We start from the raw sequence: 21,372 nt of genomic DNA, 5'->3' as shown, positions 1-21,372 counted from the left end.
CCTACGCGAGCGAGCCCGAGTGGAGTCGCGGGACGCTCTGTTCGATGGAACCGCTCGTCTGCTGGATCCGGTTCAGAACCTCCTGGACCTCGGGTTCAGTGGAGTACTGCTGAAGTTCCTGAGAGGTGCCCTGAATCGTCTGCTGGAGTTCGCGGACTGCGGCAGACGCGAACGGGGAGTCGCGGATCATAAGCTCCCTCGTCATCTCGGCGCAGTCGTGGAGATCCTCGCACGCTCTCGTAGCCGATCCGTTACCGCGCTGGGCGAGACGGGTTTTCGCCCATCCGAGGACGTTGTCGAGGTGGTTCATATCCTCGATCGCGGCTCGAACCTCCTGCGGAACCGACTGTTCGTACTGGCTGCCGAAGAGCATCGCCTGCTGGCCTCCAGCGGTACTTGATTCGCTCTGCGAGGCCTGCTGGCTCCCCTGACCCTGTTGGCCGCCGATACGCTGTCCGGACTGTCCCAACGTCTGTTGGCTCTGGGCGAAGGGATTTTCGGACCCCTGGGTCTGCATCGTCGCACCCGACTGTGGCGGTATCGACGAAACGGGGGTCACCTGCACCGGCTGTGGCCCCTGGGAGCTACTGGATGCGGACCCGGGAGTCTGCATCGCCGCGCCCTGAGCCTGTCCCGCCGACTGCTGACCCGCCGGCGACTGCGGCTGGATCGCCGTCGGCGGCGTGTACTGCGCTCCCTGACCGAACGGCTGGGTGGGCTGTTGCTGACCGCCGGACCCCGGTTGGGCCGACGGCTGGGGTTGCGGTGACTGGGCTCCCTGCGGTCCCGACTGTGGGATCGACGACTGGGGCTGCTGCCCGAACGCCGACTGCTGCGACTGCGGCTGCTGGGAGAACGGCTGCTGTGCACCCTGCTGCGGGTTCGGCTGCTGGAAACCCGTTTGCTGGGGAGCGGATTGCTGGGTCTGCGGCTGTTGCGTATTCGGTTGCTGTCCCCCCTGCTGAGGATTCTGCTGAGATCCACCCCACGCCTGCCCGAACTCCGACTGTTGGGTCTGCGGCTGTTGGGCCTGAGTTTGCGGAGGCTGTTGCTGTGTTTGCGGAGATTGTGGCTGTTGCTGCTGTGTTTGCGGAGATTGTGGCTGTGTCTGCGCGGGCTGCGCCTGCACGGGTGTGAACTGTCCCCGGGCGGGCTGCTGTTGAGACGGCTGCTGATACTGGCGCTGCTGTTCCACCGATGACGGCTGTGGTTGGTTCGGATCTACCATAGTCACTCCCCGAGGGTGAACTCGGGACAGATACAGCATTGCTCCGGGACCGGTATTGTAATACAGCGTGTATCCGAATATCCGATAATCGTACCGAGAGACGTTCTAAGTAGGTTTTTCACTCTAGCGGGTGAAAGGGAAACTTACCCGAATCGGGGAAGTCGGCGACGCGTTCGAATACACCGAGATTACTGTGAAAGTGACACACACTACTTGTCAGTGGGGTCACGTTCGGTGAGCGTGGGGGCCAAACGGACGCGGCACCCCATCCCCCCGATCGGGATCACCCCCACCGAGTGATTGCGAGGGCCCCGACGAACAACATCACGACCAGCATCGAGAGGCCGGGATTCGGTCCGCTCCACGACGACTGCGACGCAGGTGTCACCGTCGCGGTCGTGGCCGTGTCGACGGGTTCCGCCGTCGACTCCGGTTCGGTCAGCCGTTCAGTCGTCTCCGTCGGCGTCGGTTCGACGACGGTGACCAGCCGCGAGACCGATGCGTTTTCGGCACCGACAGTCACGTCTATCTCGCCGGTCGTCCACGTGTTGGTTCGATACTGCAGTTCAACGGTCGCCGACTCGTTCGGTGCCACGTCGACCCGCTCTTCATCGATGAAGTGGCCGTCGATAGTCATCCGGACAGGGACAGTCGCGGGGATATCGCCGACGTTTTCGACGGTCGCCGTCACAGTCAGTTGCTCTCCGGCGATAATCGATTCGGAGGTGTCGACAGTCTTCACCTCGAACGCACGCACGGGTTCGTTAAACTCGATCGATCGGCGGACCACGTCGTCGGAGGTATTCGCCGTGACGAGGTGCTCTCCAGCGGCCTCGATGGACGTGTTGTATTCGGCCGTGACGGTCGTCGAGTGGCCCTCCGGGAGCTCGATGATCGTTTCGTTCACGGTTTCTCCGTCGACCGTGAACCAGACCAGTTTCTCCCCGAGATCGCGGCCGGTGTTTTCGACGGTGGCACTCATCCGGAGCGGATCGCCCGCCGTGATCGGTTCCTCGACAGTCATATCGACGATGTCGAAGTGGGGGTGACCGTCACTGCCTCCGCCGCTCGACCGTGTAGTGCTATGTTGGGCGGGTTTCTCGATGGTTACTGTTTCTTCGTGCCGGTCGTCCGGTGTGTCCACCCGAAGCGTCCAATCTTTCGCGTTCTCGCTCTTGCTCACGTACGTGAGCGTTACCGTCTCGGATTCTCCGGGCGCTAACTCCAATTGGGCGTCGTCCTTGTAGTACTGATCGAGGTGGAACCACACCTCTTTTTCACCTGTTGCGTTTCCGCTATTCAGCACAGTGACGGTCACTTCGACGGTTTCGCCCGCCTTAACCGGCATATTCGTTCGGACATCCGTGATTTCGAAAAACGGTCCATCAGCGACTGCATCCCCGTTTTCTTGGAGTTGTGCGGCTGTGGGTCCATCCGAGCCCATCGAACTGGTCGCAGCTGTCGGCATCGCAACGCTCGTTCCGCTCAGCGCTACCGACAGTACGATCACGAGCACAATCGAAAGGACGGTCGGTCTGGATAATTCCACCATACGAGGAGAGAGACAGCCGTACCGCAATAGTATACATTCGTTATCTGATATATGGTTCTCCTACGAACACTAACAGCAGGCGTTCAATATCGGGTGTTGACGGGTGTAGGGTGATCGAAACCGAAGTGTAACGGCACGCTTTCTGCAAACAGAACGACAATACCGAGACAGGTGGAAAATAGCGACTTACGTATCCCCTCCCAGCCACCTGTATGGTGCAACCACACCTCAGCAGACGGCGGTTCGTTGGTACAGTCACCGCGATATCGACAATCGGCCTCGCGGGTTGCGGCGGGGGAGCGGACACAGGAGATTCCGGAAACGGACAGATGGAGGAATCCGTCACGCCGACCGGGGCCGAAGAATCCACTGAAACAGACGCTCCGACGACCGAGGGCGAGGAAACAACGACGGAGGACGGAGGGGAATCAGAGGCGCTCGTGCGGGCGGTACACGCTTCTCCGGACGCGCCGAACGTGGACATCTACGTCGACGAGGAATCGGTGCTGACTGACGTTCCGTTCCGGACCGTCAGCGACTACCTTACACTGCCCGCTGAGGCGTATCAGGTGCAGATCACCGCCGCAGGGGACGAAGAAACCGTCGTCTTCGACGAGGAGGTATCGCTCACGGGTGGGTCGGCGACGTCGCTGGTCGCTCTCGGCGAATTAGAGGCGGAGACGTTCGAGGTTCGAGCCTTCGAGGACGACGTCACCACCGTTGGCGACGGGGAATCTCGGGTCCGCGTCCTTCACGCGTCGCCCGACGCCCCGAGCGTGGATATCGCCGTTGCAGGCGAGGAGGAACCGTTGATCGCTGAACTTGCGTTCGGAGAGGCCAGCCAATACGCGACCGTACCCGCAGACGCGTATACGCTCGAAGTCCGTGCCGCGGGTGAGAGCGACGCCGTCGCTTCGTTCGACGTCGACCTCGAATCGGGGACCGGATACACGGCGTTCGCGATGGGATATCTGGACTCGAGCGGGGCACCGACTGACGAACCGTTCGACCTCACAGTCGCCACCGACACGATGGAGGGCGGGGAAATGGGCACGGCCACGGAGGAGGGGACGGAGATGACTGAAGAGACAGAGACGGCCGAAGGGACGACTGACGAGACGACAGAGGAGGCGACCGAAGGGATGACAGGAGAGGCGACAGACGAGACGACAGAGGAGGCGACTGACGAGACGACTGAAGGGGCTACGACACCGGCCACACCGACCGCCGAATAACCGTATCAAGACCTTCTGCGCCCCCAATCGAAAATCGGGACGCAAAGTGCGTCAGCGCGGCACGGATACCACGAGATCCATTCTCAGTCACGGGGAGGTCCGATCACCCCCTGCCGTGGGACCGGGTGCCGAATCGAACAGATCGATTGCAGCTCAGACCGACACGAGGCCTCCGAGGATTCGGAGCGCAACTCGCGAATGAGGAGTGCCGAGTGTACAGTCGGTTATCGGCATCGCCCGAGCGGCACGTAGGATCCTTCCAGGGCGGTGATCCACTCCGTCGTTCGGCCCGATTCCGTCGGGTCCAGTGGATGGATCGTGCACTCGTCCGGACCGTGCTCGTACTCGACGATAGTCGCCCGAAGGGAGAACACTTCCCCGTTCAGGTCCCCTTTTGATGACATACCAATGAACAATCTGAAACGGGAGTAACTTGTAATCCAGTTCCTACTACCCGGTTTGTGGCGGTTACATAGATTTGTGTATCGGTTGCGATAAGCTGCTTTTCTTTACATACGTATTTGTGTAACAGTATATAAGTAAAGCAGCGGTTTACCCGAGTGAATTCAGCTGCAACACCGGCCCGCTACCGGATTGGGACGGGGATAGAAGCTCGGACCACGCCGGACTAACCCGCGCTGTGTCCACACCCGATAGCACTCACTAACGTTGTAGCGAGCGAATACCAAAGGCGGTTCTGAGACAACGGGGAGGCGATGTCATCACAGTGGGACGCAATCGGGTTCGTCATCTCCTCGAAGTACCGGCTCGCCGTGCTAAACGTCCTCCAGGACGGACCCGCGACGACGACCGAGATCGCGAACGCCGAAAGCCTGTCACCGTCACACGTCTCCCGCGCGCTGCGGCGGCTTCGAAAGCGCTCGATCGTCGAACTCGTCGTTCCGGAAGAGCAGCGGAAGAACCGACAGTACGACCTCACAGCGAAGGGAACGCGAATGTGGCAACAGATACAATCGGCCGGATTGGCTGAGTGAGATGTCCGATCGAGAGCGGGGGGGCCACCCCAGATCAGATTGCGCTCTCTCCGGGGACAGCGGGTCCGATTCGGGACAGCATCGAACGAGTCGCCGGAGACTCCTTAGACGGACCGCGGCGGCGACGCTCGGACTGTTCTCTCTGGCGGGGTGCGGCGGGCGACGGGACCCCGGGCGCACCACAGACGAGCTCGCCTCGCCTCCCCCGGGAGCGCTCGAAAATACCGAGACACCCGTTCCGGCACCGTTCGATTCGATGACTGATCTGACAGACCTCGGGATCGAGCCGACAGGCGGCGATCCCATCGGAGCGGTGGTTCAGGAGGCGGCAGCCGACGGCCAACTTCTCTTTCTCCCGCCCGGCGAGTATCGAATCGAAGACGGTATCGACCTCAGCGGGCTCGAACGGTTCGGGATCATCGGCGACGGTGCAACGATTATCCCGATGGACGACGCGTCCGGCGCACTGTTCTACATCGGCGGAGAGGGTGCCGTTCACATCCAAAATCTGCAGTTCGATTTTCGCGGCGCGGACACGGGCGTCAGAGCGCTCGATATTCGGGCTCCGGACGACTTAGTCATCCGTGACGTCTCGGTGAGCGGTGAACTCGAAGGGGGGCGCGGGCCGGTCCGCGTCGATGTCACCGATTCCGACGGCTCGGGTATCGTCGAACGGCTTCGGCTTCCGGACGGTTCCGCCGCCGACGAGCCGATCACGGGATGTTACGTCGGCGACGACAACCGCGGCGAGATCACGTTCAAAGATTGCCACATCGTCGGATTCGGCGATAACGGGCTCTATGCGGATCCCGCCGTGGGGCGGATAATCGTCGACGGCGGATATTACGCGAACAACGGAATCGCAAACGTTCGGGTCCGCGCGGATTGCGTCGTCAGAAACGTCCACGTCCGCTGTGACGACGCTTCAAGCGAGTTCGAGAATATGCGGGGGATCCGCCTCACCAACTTCGAGGCCGATCCCGACTCGGAGCCGCCGATCGTCGAAAACTGTCTCGTCGAAATGCTCGGGGTCCCATCGAGCGACGGAGGGATCACCGTTTCGTCGGAGATACCGTCGGCGACGATTCGAAACACCGAGATTCGGATCGACGCCGACAACGTCAACGGCATCTGGGCGAAGATGCCAGCGGACGAACTCACCGAATCTGCGTCGAACCTGTGGGTCGACTGCCAAGGCGTAACGGTCACCGGGAGCGCGGACAACGGGTTCGCCGTGAAGATCGATGGACGGGGTGGCTGTACGCTGGAGGGTATCGAGGTGACGCAAGCCGCCTCGAATCGGAACGGGATCGGCTTTCAACGCTCGCACGACAACGTCCTGCGAGATGCGACAGTCGACGTCGGGGGGATCCCGATACTGCTGCAGAATGCCAGTGTAGAGACGATCGATACGAATGTCGAAGAACGAGAAATCCATAGCACCACCGAGGACGAAGACGAGTGACGGTAAACCACAGCATAACAATACAGACGTTCGGGCTACTCGGAACCGTAACAGACGGACTCCGGTCGAAGAGAGCGCCGGATACGTGCTGAGAGCCCTCGACAGCAATAATGAACGTGAATTCTTCTGCGCGGCGATCCACGGGGAACCACTGGCAAAAACTCGCGCTGATCGTGGGGTATCTCGCGCTCGCGGTCGGCGTGGTACAGGCGTCTCGAACCCCGATAACGGACTACGAACTCTCTCTCTACACCGAGGTCCCGACGGATTTCTGGATCGGTGTCGGCATCGCCGTTCTCATCGCTGCCGCGGTCGCTGTCCGTTCGGACGAGCGCTCGCGAACGAGAGACGCCGGAGTGCTCCTCTCGACGCTCGGTGTACTCACCGTTATCGGACTTCCGGTACTTCGGTCGTACTATTTTTACGGGTCAGGCGATTCGTTGAGCCACCTGGGTTGGGCCCGCGAGATTCAGGCCGGTGTGATTCCGCCGGACGGAATCGTGTATCCCGGCGTCCACCTCCTGTCCGTGCAGTTCGCCGAGGTGCTCGGTCTCCCCGTTCGAACGGCGATGCTGACGCTCGTGTCTGTCGTGATTCCGCTGCTGTTCGTGGGGGCCTTCGCCGCGTGCGCGTACTACGTGTCGAGGAGCCACCGAACCGCGGCGGCGGGGGCTATCGTCGGGGCGATGTTCGTTCCGATCAACAACGTCAGCGTGCATCTGAACCCGCACGCGTCCAGTCAAGCGATCCTCCTGTTTCCGGTTGTGCTGTTCTGCCTCCTCCTGTTTCTCCACGCGAGTGACGACGGGTTCGCGTTCACGACTCCGACGGGAGCGCTCCTGCTTCTCGTCTCCAGCGGCTACCTGTTCGTCCACCCGCAGGAGGCGATGACGTACCTCGCGATGCTCGGCGGAATTGCGATTCTGCAACTCGTCGTGCGTCGGTACTGGGACACGCACCCGATCGCGTCCTTCCGACCGGTGTACCTGCATACGATCGTCCTGGGCGTCCTGTTCGTCACGTGGATTCGTCGGCAGGGACGCGCCCGCTCTCGACTCTCGTTCGTGTTGGATAGCCTCCTCTCCCGCGATCCGACGGTGCTCGAAGAGACCGGCACTCGCGGGGCGTCCCTCATCGACCTCGGCGGCAGCCTGATGGAACTGTACCTCAAGCTGTTCTCGGTGAGCACCCTGTTGATGATCCTCACCGGTGCCCTGATACTCGCGTTAGTCATCGGTGTGATCGATCACAGCGAAAGTCGCAGAAACGCCCTATTAGCCGTCCTCGCCGCCTCGCTCGTATTCCCAACGCTCGGATTCGTCGCGATTTTTATCGCCGATCAGGGCGACCACTACTTCCGGTTCTTCGGGTTCATTATGGTCACGGTGAGCCTCCTCGCAGTCGTCGCGATTTCGATACTGGCGGACACGCTCGAAGGCGCGAGCGGCCGGTTCGGCGGAATATTGACCCGGCAGCGGACCTGGACGGTGATGAGCCTCATCCTCGTCGCGATGATCGCGATCAGCCTCGCAACGGTTCACCCGTCCCCGTACATCTACCAACCGAACGACCGCGTGACCGAGACAGTGATGGACGGGTACGACCGGACGTTCCAGTATCACGACGGACAGACGTCACTAACCGGGGTTCGGTCGGGGTCCACCCGGTACGTCGACGCCATTTACGGCACGAACACCGCCGAAGGAATCGCCATTCCTGGTATCGGCGACTCGGTCCCCGAACCCGTCTTTAACACCAACGTGACGTCACACTACGAGGAGGATCGCTATCTCATCGTGAGAACGAAAGACCGGAAGAAAGAGGTCGAACTCTACAGGGGATTCCGGTATGGCTCCGCTGGATTCGAGGCGTTAGACGCCGAACCGGGGTCGAACCGGATTCAAGACAACGGCGGGTACACGCTCTATCGGCTCCGTGGGACTGACGAGTAGCGATGACGAGTACTGTGAAGAGGAGTGAATAAAAGGAACCGACACCGAGATCACCCGCCTCGCAGATGTCGGATCAACCCCCTCTCGGAAGTCGGACCGACCGGACTTCAGCGACGTTCGAGCGTGTCGCACATCGCATCCTCAGTCGCTACGATGTACGCCTCCCGATCGAACGCGTCCTCGTCGACGGGAACGAACACGAACCGGTCGCCGTCGCGGTACGTGACTCGATGTGACTCCCACTCGGCGAGGTCGTATCCGAGATCCCGAACCGGGTCAGGATCGGTCGCGATTCGCTTCCAGGAGTCCGACGAGTACACGCTCGTCACCTCACTGACCGTCGATCGTGACTGCGGCAGCACCGTCGAATTCGATTTCGACGATGTGGCCGGTGTAACGGTACCCGTCGATGCCCTTGCCCAAGATCCCGCTGACGGTGTCGTCGACGACATAGTCTTCGAGGTTGTCGAAGCGGTTATCGTCGGGAGCCGTGCTGATCGAGGAATCGCGCGTGACTTCACCGGAGACGCGGAAGGTGTATGCGGCCACCGTGTCCGCAGTCGTTCCGTCGAAGACGATGGTCTTCTCGCGGGAGTCATCCTGCGAGGACTCGTCGTCCGAAGTCGATCCAGACGATTCCTCGGTGTCGCTGCCGGTCTCGTCTTCGGGGGCCTCGGCCGCGAGGAGGTCATCAGACGTGACCTCTTCGCCGTCGGCGATCAGGGTCATCTGGCGGACGTCGCCCGAAGCCGAGAACGACTCCATCGCGCCATCGTAGTGGAAGGCGTCCCCGCTGGCACTGCCGCCGCCGGTCGATCCGGTCGCGGTCCACGTGCCGTCGTTGTTCTCCGTCACTTCGTCGGCGGGTGCGGCCGTATCCGCGCTGTACTGGTCGCGCTCGTACAGTCCCGTGATCTCGCCGGTCGTGGTGAACTCGTAATCGACGCCGTTTGAGTTCTCGGAGAGAACCACGAGCTCCGTGCCATCAGTTCCGACGGTCGTCTCCGAACCCGACGACTCGTCGGGTTCCGATTCGGAATCGTCCGTCTGGGAATCGTCCGTCTGGGAATCGTCCGTCTCGTCCGTTCCAGAACTGGAGTCCTCCGAATCGGAGTCGGTCGCCCCGTCGTTCGAGCTATCGGGAGAGTCGTCCGACGATCCGTCGCTCGAACCGCTGTCGTCGGAGCCGTCCGCACTTCCCTCGCCCTGCGGGTCGTCACCGGTCGGGACCGGACAGTCGTCGCCGACGCAAACGCCGTTGAAGTTGGAGGGATATTCGAGGCTACCGTCACCGCTGATAGAGACGTTCTCCGCGCTCCAACCGCTCGCGGAGCTTCCCTTCTCGTGGATCGCGTCCGTCCCGCTGTTGTTCTCGATGAGCGTGTTTCGGATCGTTCCGCTTCCGCCTTCGGCTTCGTCGTGGAGTTCGATCGGTGCGCCCGCTCCCTCGTAGGAGTGGATGACTTCACAGTTTTCGATCAACACGTCGTCGCCCGCGGTGTCGATTCGAATACCGCGCATATTGACCGTGCCGCCCTCGTCGATCGTCGGTGGACTGCCGTCGTTGAGGACGAGACAGTTGCGGGCGACGCTGTCTGTGCCGCCGATTCGAATGCCCGAGATGTTGTTGTTGTGGACGAAACAGTTCTCGACGATGACCCGACCGCCCTCGCCTTTCCCGGGCGAACTCGCGTAGATCCCGTTGTTCGAGAAATTGGCAACGTAACAGTTCTGGATCTCGACGACGCCAGCGTGACCGGAGGGGACGTAGAACCCGCGCGCGTCGCCGGGGTTGACGTTCCCGTCGGGAAGGTTGAAGTTGTCGATCAGCACGTGGCCCTCCGACTGGGCCTCCAGGCGGAATCGGGTTTTGTCAGGGCCGGATTCACCGCGGAGCGTGAAGTTCCGGATTTCCACGACGCCGCTTTCGGCCTCGATCGTTTCCCCGTATTCACCGGCTTCGTTGGTGATGATGACCTCGCCCTCGCCGACGACCGCCGCGTTGCTTCGATTACCACCGAATCCGGAGCCGTGGTACTCGTACTCTCCCTCGGGAACTCGCACTTCGACGCCGCTCTCGAAGTACTCCTCGAGGTAGTCGTCGATTACGTCGCCGTCAGTCAACCCCTGTTCGCCCAGGTTGACGACGGAGTCGGTCTCGGCACTCTGTGCGACCGTACTCCCGGTAATGGTGGCCATACCGACTGCCCCACCCAGAAGCTTCAGGTACGATCGGCGACCGACACCCGAACCACGTTCGTCGTTACCGTTATGGCTGTTTGCCATATCCGGGTAGAGTGCGATTACCGAAAAGAGCGTTTTTGTGGGTTCATTGGGTCAACGAGTAGGCTGTTCATACTTACGTAGCCGATGGTTAACGGATGATTATCAGTTGCTTGTGCGTACGTGTTCGCTGGCTGCGTCTGGTCGTAGGATCTGCCTACTGAGCGCGCGCGACGAATCAAGTGGGTAGGAGGGGATTACGATCTTCGAGCAGTAACGAGACCACAGTGAGCGTTCGGATCCGGAGGTGACAGGATACCATAATGGGCGGTAAGGGTTCCATACAGCCGTAAAACAGGCTAATTGAGCCTGTTTTTCGTGTCCACGCGTAGGAGATATCGACGGCGGATACGCCGGATCGGCCACCGATTGCTTCGGGAACGATGACAAAATACGCCGTTAGGCACCGACTACTGGGTCGATAACCCGTTTTCTCGGATCGTAGCTACCGCTCGTCGCTCGTAGCCTCGGGACGTCGGTGGGGAATCAAATTCCGAGCGACGAACGCGACCTCACGGCCGAAGCAGCCGAACGCTGCAAACAGGGCGTTGAAAATAGCGCGAGCAAATCGTCGGAAGAGAAAGCCCGTATGGACCTAGGACAACGTCGGGACCACGAGATGGCAGTCGCAGTTGCGCATCACGAGACGGGAGTCGCGCACGGATTCACGCACGCGACCGCAGACAGCAGTCGTTCGCTCGGATGCGGAAACAGTTGTTCGCTCGGATGCGGAGGCGGTTACAACGTCGCCGTTCCGTGGGTCGGACCGCCCGCTACGAGGGTGAAGACAGCACGCGCCGCAAGCGATGGCGTTAGTCCTGCAGCGCCTCGGTGGCGCTCGCCTCGTCCCGCGGTTCCGAACTTTCCCGAATCGACTCCATCAGCGCGATCGTCCAGCGCGCCTCCTCGATCGGAACGGCGGGTTCGCCGCCGGTGAGGAGCGCCTCTGCCTCGCGGTCCAGTTGGTGATACAGCGAATCCAGGTCGGTGGCGACGTCCCAGCTGTCGTCGCGGGACCGGCGGAGAACCGACACGGCGTTTGCGACTGTGCCGGTGAACCGATCGACGGCCTGATCCACGTTGTTCAGCATACGGCCGGTCGGAGAGCCTTTGTAATCGCGGTCGAACTCGACGAGCGTCTGTGAAACGATGTCGGCCGCGAACGACGTTTCGGTGCCGTGAACGTAGAGAATCCGAATGGGAATCGTCCCCGACAGCATCGTGACGTTGCACAGCACGCCGTCGTCGGTGACATACCCCACCTGTGCGCCGTCGTACCCGAACGCCTGCTCGTACTCGCCACAGAGTGCCGTGTGCGAGGAGACCCGCGCTCGGTCGTCCGGATAGCCGCCGATTCGCAGCCCGAGATACAGCGGGTGCGGGAGCCCCTCCTCGAACTCGCCGCCGAGGAGGTCGAAGGCCCAGCTGCCGCGGTTCGGCGTGTCCGGCGGCGTCGATCCCGTGTACTGGAGATCGATCCCGCGCATCTCGCCGAGATCCCCGCGGTCGATCCGCTCTCGGAGTTTTCTGATCACGGGGTCGAACACGTGATTGTGGACCACCGAGACGGTGACGGCGGCGGCTTCGGCGGCCGCCGCCAACTCCTCGACCTCGTCGACCGTCTCTGCGACGGGTTTCTCGATGAGAACGGGAACGCCAGCCTCGATGGCTTCCACGGCGATCGGCACGTGCGTGGCGACCGGCGTGCAGACGTGTACCCAATCGAGATCCTCGTCTTCGAACAGTGTGGTCGTGTCGTAGTACGCCTTGATCCCGTAGTCCAATGCCTTCTCTCGGGCTCGCTCTTTATCGCGGTCACAGATCGCGACGAGGTCCGTCCGAGGGTTCTTTTCCAATCCGGAGAGGTGCCGTTCGGAGACGACACCCGCGCCGACGACTGCCGATCGTAGCGTCATCAGTTGCAGAGCGTCGAGGCATATCCATAGTTATGAAGAACCAAACCGCGAAAAACCGAAACCAAACCGCGACAATCGAAAATATAACAGCGAGAACCGCTGTTCCGGCAGGGAAATCGGGTCCCCTACTGTCGGTTCACGAAGGACAGCATATGACGGGGGTACTGCTCTGCGATAGCGGTCCGCGGTACTCGAGCAGTTGATTCACGCGTGGAAGGAGCCCAAGCAGTTGTACAGTTGCCGCTCGTAGATGTCCGGCTGTTTACTGATACCGAGGTGAGAACCGATCTTCGCGTCCGCCCAGTGAACCGCATCCGGCCCCGACAGGAGCCGGGCCAAGAGTCGGGGATCGAGTTCGAATTTCACGTAGCCGTCGTAGCTGGAAAGATCGGGATCGTCGACGAAGTCGTACCCATCTCCCGTGAACGAGAGTTCGACGTACTGCTCGGGCGCGATACCGATCAGCGCTGTGGTCGCGGTCTCGTATCCGAGCGTCCGGCGCTTCTCCTCGAACTTTTGGAAGGCGGGTTCGATCAGCGCATGCAACTCATCGACGTCCGGCATCGGATCGTGTTCGTACGCGAATCGACGGGTCGAAAGCTCGTTCTCGATGTACTCGCTCTTCGCCTCCTGGTCGACCGGTTCGTAGGGCTTCGAAACGGTGCCTTCCGAGAGATCGAGATGTTCGCCGGAGTTGAGGAACACGCACTGGTGATCGTCGGGGACGTTCGCCTCGAACCATTCGAGCGCCTCAATCCGCGGGGGGTTCGCCGTGTACTGGTTGAGCGGCGCGAGGCGACCCGCGAGGACGTACTCCCCGGCGAACGGCATGTAGTACTCGGGGTCGAACAGGTCGATGAACTCCGTCGCGAGCTCATGTTTTTCGAGGATTACGTCGCGTCGCGCTTGCAGTTTTTCCTCGTGGGAGTAATCCTCCATACACTGCGGGTAGAACTGGGCCGCGCTGTACTGGTGACAGACCAGATCGATGTCGCCGTACCTCCCCTTGACCTGTCGCATACTCCGCTCGACCATCGGGTACGGACAGTCGTTCATATTGACGACCGTGTATTCGCCGTCGTCGAAGACCGCCATCGAATCGACCTGTGTGGAACCGAGTTCCGGATTCCCCTCGACCCACGAACAGCCGAAGTAGTTGCCGCAGACCTCGGGGTCGCACGCGTCGGCAGCGAGGATGTTGACGTGGACATCGCCCGTGAGGTGCATTCGGCTGTTGTGATCGAGCTCGATCACCTCGAAGCCGAGCGCCTCGATCTCGTTTTTCAGATAATCCCAGCGGTAGTCGTGAATCAACACCGGAATGTCGGTGTCCATCCGCCGGAGCGTCGCCGGATCGAAGTGGTCCGGGTGGATGTGCGAGATGTATATGTAGTCGACGCCGTCGAACTCCTCCGGTTCGACGTCGAGCGGTGGGTAGTGACACCACGATCCCTCGAACGCGCCGTCGACGAGCCACGGATCACACAGCACTGACGCATCGGCAGTTTCGACCACGATAGCCGCGGAACTGAGGTACGTTACCTGCATTGAATCCAGGTCGCACAGGGTCGCTATTAAGTATCAAGTAGCTACAAATTCTTTCGCACGTAACGGTCGGCTACCGTCTCGCCGACATCGAGCGGCCATCATCGAAGGGTACCGCTACCGAGACGTAATCCGCTTGGGAGGCTGTGTCGCCGACGTGCGGGCACACGCTCACTCGTCGAACCGCCGCTCCTTGTCGGCGTTTTCCTCCAGGTCGAACACCATCGCGAGCACCATCGCGATCCAACCGAGGACGACCAGCGTGACGCCGGACGTCACATCGGTGACCGGTTCCGAATCGCGGGCGCGACTCCGCGGGAGCACCGCGCGTAGCAGGGAGACCGCTCCGTAGGCGGTGGCACCGGCGCCGAGGCCGTACAACAGGGTCAACGGGTGGAAGCGGCGAACGAGGTACTTCACGCGGAGCCGCCAGAGGAAATCCCGAAGCAGCATCGCCGAGACGCGGGGAATGTAGGTGTGATATCGGATGCTACTGGTCTCGTCGCCGTAGTTGGCTCGCCGCGGGACGTCGCCGACGCGGAGTTCCGCCACGTTCAACCGGACGAGGAGGTCGTTACAGTAGCCGTAGTCCTCGTACATCCGATCGATGTCGACCGCCTCGAGGGCCTCCCGCGAGATCGCCGTGTAGCCGTTCTGGGGGTCCATCGTTCGCCAGTATCCGCTGGCGATCTTCGTGAGAAACGTGAGAATCCAGTTTCCGAACAACCGCCAAGAGGACATACTCTGCCGGAACTCCCGATTGAGCAGTCGGTTCCCCTTGGTGTAATCTACCTCGCCCGCGACGATGGGATCGAGGTACCGGTGTAACTCCTCCGGGCGCATCTGTCCGTCCCCACCCATCACGGCGACGACGTCGATTCCGTCCGTCAGAGCGCGCTGGTACCCGGTCTTGATCGCGCCGCCGACGCCGCGATTGCGCTCGTGCTGAATCGGAACGATTCGACCGTCGAACGCGACGTCGTCGGACCCGTTCCCCCTGTCGTACCGAACCGCTCCATCGACGGATCCGCCGTCGCTGCGGTGGCTGTGTCGGGTCGCGAGCGCACTGTCATCCGACAGCCCGATGCCATTTGACGACCGACTCGGCCCTCGATCGCGGGCGTCGACGGAGGAGTTGACCTCCTTGGCGGCGGCCTGTATCTCATCCCACGTTCCGTCGGTCGAGCAGTCGTCGATCACGTACGCGCGGTCCACGAACGGCGGCAGGGTCTCGATCACCCTGCCGACAAACCCCTCCTCGTTGTACGCCGGAACGACGACCCCGACGACGTTTTCGTTGTACATAGCTGTGAGATCCGTTCGCGGCTACTCCTCGCCGACCTATCGTTATGCTCTCTCAACGAAATCGAACCCCCGTAACGAGTCTATACCTTTGTGAGTCGCCGCGAGTCGCGTGGTATGGACGCTGAAACCTCGAGGGACACGGAGACGAGCCGCGGGCCGCGAGTGGTCGAGGACTGTCGGATCGGGGACGGCACCGAGATCGCCCCATTCGCAGTCCTCCGCGCAGTCGCGTGGGGCGACGAACGTTCCTTGGAGCCGCAGCGACGACGGGGGCGGCGGCGCTCGCCGGTTGTACGGGTGGCAACTCGGGCGACGGATCCGGAGACGGGTCCGGCGACGGGAGCGGTGGGGACGGCGACTCCGGGAGCGGCGACGGGTCATCCGGTAACGCACAAATGGGCGGCACGCTGCAGTGGGGCGGCGCCGTTCCGGTGCAGGGCCTCGACCCGCACATCGACACCTCGGCCGCGTCCAAGCGCGTCCTGGAGAACATCTACGAGGAGGTCGTCGCACTGCAGGACGACTACTCGATCGAACCTCACCTCGCGAAGTCCTTCGAGCAGTCCGAGGACAACACGCTCCTGACGTTCGAGCTCCGCGAGGGCGTCACGTTCCACAACGGGAAAGAGATGACGTCAAAAGACGTGCTCGCGACGTACGAGCGCGTCCAGAACGGCGACTACCTCGCGACCGGCTTCTTCGAACACGTCGAGGAGCTCCGCGCACCCGACGACTACACGTTCGAGATCCAACTGACGGAACCGTTCGCACCCTTCCTCGCGAAGATGGCGACGGCCGAACTTTCGGTGATGCCTGCCGAGAACGCCGAAAAGGACATGGTCGAGGAGCCGATCGGAACCGGCCCCTACAAGTTCGAGGATCGCGAAATCGAGACCTCGTTCACGATGTCCCGATACGAGGACTACTGGGGAGCCTCCGATGAGGACGGCCCGTTCATCGACACGATTGAAAAGAGCGAAGTACCGGACGCGAGCGTTCGACTCCAGTCGTTCCAAGCTGGCGAGTACGACTTCATCAACGGGGTCGCCCCCAAGGACGCCTCGACCGTCGAGCAGAACCCCGACGCCAGGTTCGAGAGCCAGTTCCCGAAGTCGCTCGTCTACCTCGGCCTGAATTGTGACCGTGAGCCGTTCGACAACAAGGACGCCCGCCTCGCGCTCGATTACGCGATCGACAAGGAGAAAGTGGCGGAGGCTGCGCTGTACGGCACCGGGCAGACGACTGCCTCGCCCGCGGCACCCGGAAGTCCGTGGGTGCATCCCGACATCGGCCCCCGCGAGCGCGACCTCGATAAGGTGCAGGAGCACCTCGACGCGGCCGGGATGCCCGACGGCTACTCCGCGACGTTCAAGATCCCGCAGTCGTACCCGACGCAGGTGCAAGCGGCGGAAGTCATCGCCGACGACGCCGCGGAAGCAGGGATCGACCTGGAGATCCAACAGATCACCTGGAACTCCTGGCTTTCTGATGTGTTCACCGATCAGAACTTCCAGGCGACGACGAGTTCCTACCTCGCGCTGTGGTACCCGGACGTGTCGTTCTACAAGTTCCTCCACCCGAACGGAGCGTTCTTCTTCACCAACTGGGTGAACGAGGACTACAACTCCCTCGTCGAAGAGGCTCGAACGATGTACGACGAGGACCAGCGCGCCGACCTGTACCACCAGGCGACGGAGATCATGCACGAGGAGCGTGCCGGTCACCTCCTCCTCTGGTGGCAGCCGAGCCTGTACGCCGCGGCACCGCAGTACAAAGGTGACATCGGCGCACCAGACGGATCGACGCTCCAGTTCGCGGACAACTGGCTCGACCGCTAACTCGTCGACAGACTATCGATGTACAACTACGTGTTACGGCGCGTCGGGTTTATGGCGGTGACGCTGTTCTTAGTGACGCTTATCGCGTTTGCCGTCACGAACATCCTCCCCGGAAACGTCGCGCTCGTGATCTTGGGCCCCAACGCCACCGAGGAATCGCTCGCGGCGCTGCAGGCGCAGTTGGGTCTCAACCGTCCGCTGTACGTACAGTACTTCGACTGGGTACTCGGGCTCCTACAGGGGGAGATGGGCCAATCGCTTCGATTCGGTGAGCCGGTTTCAGCGCTTATCGCTGAACGGCTTCCCCGATCGCTGCTGCTCGCCGTGAGTGCGACCCTCATCGCGGTCGCGCTCTCGATCCCGCTGGGCGTCTACGCCGCCGTCAATCAAAACGAGGCACCCGACGTGGCGGCGTCGATGTTCGCGTTCATCGGCATCTCGATGCCGATATTCCTGTGGGGATTAGTGTTTATTTTGGTGTTCGCCGTCTGGTTTAACATCTTCCCGACGGGCGGATACACCTCACCGACTGAGAGCCTCCTTGGCTCGCTGAAACGGTTGGTACTCCCAGCAGGGGCGATGGGATTCGCCCTCACTGCATACATTATGCGGATGACTCGGTCCTCGATGCTAGAGGTGCTGAGCGCCGAGTACATCAAGCTGGCACGGGCGAAGGGAATGAGCCAGCGGGTCGTCGTGCTGAGACACGCGCTGAAGAACGCGGTGATACCCGTCATCACGGTCATCGCGTTCCAGTTCAGCTACGCCTTCGGCGGCGTCGTCGTGCTCGAAGAGGTGTTCTTCTGGCCCGGTATCGGCCGGTTGACGCTGACCGCAATTCAGAGCCGCGACATCCCGCTCATTCAGGGCTGCATCATCGTCGTCGCGCTGATCTACATGATATCGAACTTCGCCGCGGACCTGTTGTACGCGTACTTCGATCCGCGGATCCGATACGGAGGTGACGAGTAATGGCAGTCGAACAGCACGGCGGGAGTGAGGAAGACGGCGGCTTCCTGTCGGAGTCCCAAAAGGAGCGGATCCGCGCCTTCGCGAAGAAGTTCCGATCCAACACGAAGGCGATGGTCGGCCTGGTCATCGTCCTCTCGTTGATCTTCGTCGCCGTGTTCGCGCCGTTTATCGCGCCGTATGAGATGAACGATACGAGCGTCGAAGACCGGACGCAAGCGCCGTCGGTCGAGCACCCCTTCGGCACTGACGACCTCGGCCGCGACATCTTCAGCCGAGTCGTGCTCGGTAGCCGAATCTCGCTGTACGTCGGGTTCGGCGCGATCTCGGGCGCGCTCCTCGTCGGCGCCGTCGTCGGCGTCGTATCGGGGTACGCCGGTGGGCTGACCGACGAGATCATAATGCGGGTGATGGACGCCGCGATGGCGTTCCCACCGGTGTTACTGGCGCTGACCTTACTGGTCGTGTTGGGGCCGGAGTTGGTCAACGTCATCATCGCGCTCGCGTTCGTCTACACGCCGTACATCGCGAGGGTCTCGCGGAGTGCGGCTCTCGCCGAACGCAATGAAGCCTACGTGGAGTCGGCCGTCGCCCGCGGCGAGAGCGACACGCGGATCGTCTTCAGCGAGGTGTTCCCGAACTGTATGGCACCGATACTGGTCCAGGGATCGCTCAACGTATCGTTCGCGATTCTCGCGGAAGCGAGCCTCTCGTTCCTCGGGCTCGGCGCACAGCCGCCCCGTCCGTCGTGGGGGCTGATGATCAACACCGGTCGCGGATTCATGGAGACCGCGCCGTGGATGCTGCTGTTCCCGGCGCTGGCGATCGGTATCGCCGTCGTCGGGTTCAATATGCTCGGTGACGGCCTCCGCGACGTCCTCGATCCGAAGGTGGAGGCGATAGAATGAGCGCACAACAGGCCGAAGACGCCGACCCGGTCGCATCGTCCACCGCCGACTCGTCGGCGGACCAGCCCCTGCTCGACGTGCGTGGGCTGCGAACCGAATTCCGAACGGAAACCGAACCGGTCGTCGCGTCCAACAGGGTGTCGTTCTCGTTGGAACGCGGCGACACGATGGGGCTCGTCGGCGAGTCCGGTGCCGGGAAGTCCGTCACCGCGAGATCGATAATGCGATTGATCGACCCGCCCGGAGAGATCACCGACGGGCAGGTCGTCTTCGACGGAGAGGACCTCCTGCAGAAGAGCGAAAAGGAGATGCGCGACATCCGCGGGAACCGGATCGCGATGATCCCGCAGGACCCGATGTCGTCACTGAACCCGGTGATGACGGTCGGCGAGCAGATCATCGAGACGATCCGGCGACACCAGAGCGTCTCGAAGTCCGAGGCGCGACGGCTCGCGATCGAGTCGATGGACGACGTGGGTATCCCGGACGCCGAAGAGCGAATCGACGACTACCCGCACGAGTTCTCCGGCGGGATGCGCCAGCGCGTGCTTGTCGCCATCGGGTTCTCCTGCGAACCGGACCTCATCATCGCCGACGAACCGACGACGGCGCTCGACGTGACGACCCAGGCGAAGATTCTCGACCTGCTCAACGAGATGCAGGAGCGCGAGAACACGGCCGTCCTGATGATCACCCACAACCTCGGCGTCGTCGCGCAGACGTGCGACCACGTCGGCGTGATGTACGCGGGGAACCTCGTCGAGACGGCCGAACTGGATCACCTCTTCGAGCGTCCGCGACACCCCTACACGCGGTCACTCATCGATTCGATTCCGGAGGTCGAAACCGAATACGACGAGCTGCCGACGCTCGACGGGGCGATGCCCGACCTCTCGGATCTGCCGAGCGGCTGCAACTTCGCGCCGCGGTGTCCGCACGCCACGGAGGCCTGTCGGAGCGGGGGCGATCCAGCGCTCGAAGGAGTCGGTGACGGATCCTCGCGAGCGGCGTGTATTCACGCCGACGACCTCGACCTCTCTGAGAGCACCGCCGCCAAATCGGGCGGCGGAAGGAGGGAGATCGACCGCTCGGGGGAGCCGCTGTTCGAGGTCCGCAACCTAAAGAAGTACTTCAGTGCGGGCGAAGGGCTGCTCGGAAACGTTCGACTCTCCCGCGAGGGCGGCGGTCTGCCGACGATCGAACGACGGTACGTCAAGGCCGTCGACGACGTGAGCTTCGACATCTATCCGGGCGAAACGGTCGGCCTCGTCGGCGAATCCGGCTGTGGCAAGTCGACGGTCGCCCGCACGGTGCTCCGGCTGTTGGAACCGACCGGCGGCGAGGTGTACTTCGAGGGCGAACCGATCCACGACCTTGGATCCGGCGCCATCCGAAGTCTGCGCCGCGAGATGCAGATCATCTTCCAGGACCCGCACAGCTCGCTCAATCCGCGAAAGCCCGTGGGACGGATCATCGGCCGCGCGATGGAGCGACACGACATCGCGACCGGCGAGGAGAAGCGCCAGCGGGTTCGAGAGCTGCTCGAACGCGTCGGCCTCTCGGGCGACGCCGCGAACAAGTACCCCCACGAGTTCTCCGGCGGCCAACAGCAGCGCGTCGCCATCGCGCACGCGCTCGCCGTCGAACCCAAGCTCATCGTCTGCGACGAGCCAGTGTCCGCGCTCGACGTGAGCGTCCAGGCGCAGATCCTGAATCTGCTCAACGAGATCCAAGAGGAGTCGAACATCTCGTATCTGTTCATCTCGCACAACATCGGCGTCGTCCGGCACATCTGCGACCGCGTGGCCGTGATGTACCTCGGCAAGATCGCCGAGTTCGGACGTATCGGTGACATCTTCTCGGCACCCTTCCACCCCTACACGGAGAGTCTCCTGTCGGCGGTCCCGCACGCGGATCCGAAGCGGAAAACCGACCGGATCCTCCTGGAAGGAAGCGTCCCCAGCCCGATCGATCCGCCGTCGGGTTGCCCGTTCCAGACGCGCTGTCCGAAGAAGATCGGCGACGTCTGCGAGCAAGAGGTACCGGAGTTGGAGGCGGTCGGGGACGACGACCACCGCATCTCCTGTCACCTCTCGGTCGCTGAGATGAGCGAGCGCGACTCGTTCATCGCCCCCAGAGAGAAAAGAGAGGTCGCTGGATCCGACTGAGGAGGCGGACCGA

16 protein-coding genes are annotated in these 21,372 nt (G+C 62.1%); 8 read left to right on the top strand and 8 right to left on the bottom strand.

Annotated elements, in window-relative coordinates:
- Window position 1: 1 nt before the first annotated feature.
- Window positions 2-1,228 carry a hypothetical protein gene (locus FJT57_RS11860; RefSeq protein WP_144905492.1) on the bottom strand — a complete coding sequence of 409 codons (1,227 nt, stop codon included), beginning with the start codon at window positions 1,226-1,228 and terminating at the stop codon, window positions 2-4.
- A gap of 283 nt (window positions 1,229-1,511) precedes the next feature.
- Entirely contained in the window at window positions 1,512-2,576 is a 1,065-nt protein-coding gene (locus tag FJT57_RS11855) for a CARDB domain-containing protein (protein ID WP_162524338.1), read from the bottom strand.
- A gap of 416 nt (window positions 2,577-2,992) precedes the next feature.
- Here FJT57_RS11855 and FJT57_RS11850 point away from each other — a divergent pair, with 416 nt between their 5' ends.
- A complete protein-coding gene (locus FJT57_RS11850; protein WP_144905488.1) occupies window positions 2,993-4,015 on the top strand; it encodes a DUF4397 domain-containing protein in 1,023 nt (340 codons plus the stop codon).
- 224 nt (window positions 4,016-4,239) lie between these two features.
- Here FJT57_RS11850 and FJT57_RS11845 read toward each other — a convergent pair whose 3' ends face one another.
- Entirely contained in the window at window positions 4,240-4,419 is a 180-nt protein-coding gene (locus FJT57_RS11845) for a DUF7511 domain-containing protein (RefSeq protein WP_144905486.1), read from the bottom strand.
- A gap of 312 nt (window positions 4,420-4,731) precedes the next feature.
- Between FJT57_RS11845 and FJT57_RS11840 the strand changes: the two genes are divergently transcribed.
- The 3 genes from FJT57_RS11840 (at window position 4,732) to FJT57_RS11830 (ending at window position 8,427) form a co-directional block, all read left to right on the top strand.
- The gene (locus FJT57_RS11840; protein WP_144905484.1) at window positions 4,732-5,010 is read left to right on the top strand and encodes a winged helix-turn-helix domain-containing protein; all 279 of its coding nucleotides are present in this window, start codon (window positions 4,732-4,734) and stop codon (window positions 5,008-5,010) included.
- A 256-nt stretch (window positions 5,011-5,266) separates the two neighbouring features.
- Window positions 5,267-6,475, top strand: coding sequence for a hypothetical protein (locus tag FJT57_RS11835; protein WP_144905482.1), 1,209 nt, complete (start codon window positions 5,267-5,269; stop codon window positions 6,473-6,475).
- 110 nt (window positions 6,476-6,585) lie between these two features.
- Complete coding sequence (locus FJT57_RS11830) at window positions 6,586-8,427, top strand: hypothetical protein (protein ID WP_144905480.1); 1,842 nt, start codon at window positions 6,586-6,588, stop codon at window positions 8,425-8,427.
- A gap of 107 nt (window positions 8,428-8,534) precedes the next feature.
- Here FJT57_RS11830 and FJT57_RS11825 read toward each other — a convergent pair whose 3' ends face one another.
- The 5 genes from FJT57_RS11825 to FJT57_RS11805 all read right to left on the bottom strand — a co-directional run bounded on the left by FJT57_RS11825 (window position 8,535) and on the right by FJT57_RS11805 (window position 15,476).
- On the bottom strand, window positions 8,535-8,756 hold the full coding sequence (locus tag FJT57_RS11825; protein ID WP_144905478.1) for a hypothetical protein: 222 nt from the start codon (window positions 8,754-8,756) through the stop codon (window positions 8,535-8,537).
- A 1-nt stretch (window position 8,757) separates the two neighbouring features.
- Window positions 8,758-10,713: a right-handed parallel beta-helix repeat-containing protein gene (locus FJT57_RS11820; protein WP_144905476.1), complete on the bottom strand. Its 1,956-nt coding sequence runs from the start codon at window positions 10,711-10,713 to the stop codon at window positions 8,758-8,760.
- 809 nt (window positions 10,714-11,522) lie between these two features.
- The gene (locus FJT57_RS11815; RefSeq protein ID WP_144905474.1) at window positions 11,523-12,626 is read right to left on the bottom strand and encodes a Gfo/Idh/MocA family protein; all 1,104 of its coding nucleotides are present in this window, start codon (window positions 12,624-12,626) and stop codon (window positions 11,523-11,525) included.
- Between the two features lie 204 nt (window positions 12,627-12,830).
- Complete coding sequence (locus tag FJT57_RS11810) at window positions 12,831-14,174, bottom strand: MBL fold metallo-hydrolase (protein WP_144905472.1); 1,344 nt, start codon at window positions 14,172-14,174, stop codon at window positions 12,831-12,833.
- A gap of 168 nt (window positions 14,175-14,342) precedes the next feature.
- On the bottom strand, window positions 14,343-15,476 hold the full coding sequence (locus FJT57_RS11805) for a glycosyltransferase family 2 protein (RefSeq protein WP_144905470.1): 1,134 nt from the start codon (window positions 15,474-15,476) through the stop codon (window positions 14,343-14,345).
- Between the two features lie 173 nt (window positions 15,477-15,649).
- Here FJT57_RS11805 and FJT57_RS11800 point away from each other — a divergent pair, with 173 nt between their 5' ends.
- From FJT57_RS11800 to FJT57_RS11785, 4 genes are read left to right on the top strand one after another with little or no spacing between them, the layout of a single operon-like run.
- Window positions 15,650-17,314: an ABC transporter substrate-binding protein gene (locus FJT57_RS11800; RefSeq protein WP_144905468.1), complete on the top strand. Its 1,665-nt coding sequence runs from the start codon at window positions 15,650-15,652 to the stop codon at window positions 17,312-17,314.
- Between the two features lie 18 nt (window positions 17,315-17,332).
- The gene (locus FJT57_RS11795) at window positions 17,333-18,286 is read left to right on the top strand and encodes an ABC transporter permease (protein ID WP_144905466.1); all 954 of its coding nucleotides are present in this window, start codon (window positions 17,333-17,335) and stop codon (window positions 18,284-18,286) included.
- Complete coding sequence (locus FJT57_RS11790; protein WP_144905464.1) at window positions 18,286-19,191, top strand: ABC transporter permease; 906 nt, start codon at window positions 18,286-18,288, stop codon at window positions 19,189-19,191. The genes FJT57_RS11795 and FJT57_RS11790 overlap by 1 nt, the downstream gene beginning before the upstream one ends.
- Window positions 19,188-21,359: a dipeptide ABC transporter ATP-binding protein gene (locus tag FJT57_RS11785; RefSeq protein WP_144905463.1), complete on the top strand. Its 2,172-nt coding sequence runs from the start codon at window positions 19,188-19,190 to the stop codon at window positions 21,357-21,359. Before FJT57_RS11790 ends, FJT57_RS11785 begins: the two co-directional genes overlap by 4 nt.
- Window positions 21,360-21,372 lie beyond the last annotated feature (13 nt).

The organism is Halobellus captivus (genome assembly GCF_007655485.1).
GTDB classification, from domain to species: Archaea; Halobacteriota; Halobacteria; order Halobacteriales; family Haloferacaceae; genus Haloquadratum; species Haloquadratum captivum.
The sequence above is the reverse complement of the archived record's forward strand: the minus strand, read 5'-3'. Positions and strand labels throughout refer to the sequence as shown.

What these genes read in the sequence shown, in the direction of transcription:
- FJT57_RS11785 (WP_144905463.1), top strand. Translation starts at nt 19,188, where the DNA reads ATGAGCGCACAACAGGCCGAAGACGCCGACCCGGTCGCATCGTCCACC.
- FJT57_RS11840 (WP_144905484.1), top strand. Translation starts at nt 4,732, where the DNA reads ATGTCATCACAGTGGGACGCAATCGGGTTCGTCATCTCCTCGAAGTAC.
- FJT57_RS11820 (WP_144905476.1), bottom strand. Translation starts at nt 10,713, where the DNA reads ATGGCAAACAGCCATAACGGTAACGACGAACGTGGTTCGGGTGTCGGT.
- FJT57_RS11850 (WP_144905488.1), top strand. Translation starts at nt 2,993, where the DNA reads ATGGTGCAACCACACCTCAGCAGACGGCGGTTCGTTGGTACAGTCACC.
- FJT57_RS11815 (WP_144905474.1), bottom strand. Translation starts at nt 12,626, where the DNA reads ATGACGCTACGATCGGCAGTCGTCGGCGCGGGTGTCGTCTCCGAACGG.
- FJT57_RS11795 (WP_144905466.1), top strand. Translation starts at nt 17,333, where the DNA reads ATGTACAACTACGTGTTACGGCGCGTCGGGTTTATGGCGGTGACGCTG.
- FJT57_RS11835 (WP_144905482.1), top strand. Translation starts at nt 5,267, where the DNA reads ATGACTGATCTGACAGACCTCGGGATCGAGCCGACAGGCGGCGATCCC.
- FJT57_RS11790 (WP_144905464.1), top strand. Translation starts at nt 18,286, where the DNA reads ATGGCAGTCGAACAGCACGGCGGGAGTGAGGAAGACGGCGGCTTCCTG.
- FJT57_RS11805 (WP_144905470.1), bottom strand. Translation starts at nt 15,476, where the DNA reads ATGTACAACGAAAACGTCGTCGGGGTCGTCGTTCCGGCGTACAACGAG.
- FJT57_RS11810 (WP_144905472.1), bottom strand. Translation starts at nt 14,174, where the DNA reads ATGCAGGTAACGTACCTCAGTTCCGCGGCTATCGTGGTCGAAACTGCC.
- FJT57_RS11830 (WP_144905480.1), top strand. Translation starts at nt 6,586, where the DNA reads ATGAACGTGAATTCTTCTGCGCGGCGATCCACGGGGAACCACTGGCAA.
- FJT57_RS11860 (WP_144905492.1), bottom strand. Translation starts at nt 1,228, where the DNA reads ATGGTAGATCCGAACCAACCACAGCCGTCATCGGTGGAACAGCAGCGC.
- FJT57_RS11845 (WP_144905486.1), bottom strand. Translation starts at nt 4,419, where the DNA reads ATGTCATCAAAAGGGGACCTGAACGGGGAAGTGTTCTCCCTTCGGGCG.
- FJT57_RS11855 (WP_162524338.1), bottom strand. Translation starts at nt 2,576, where the DNA reads ATGCCGGTTAAGGCGGGCGAAACCGTCGAAGTGACCGTCACTGTGCTG.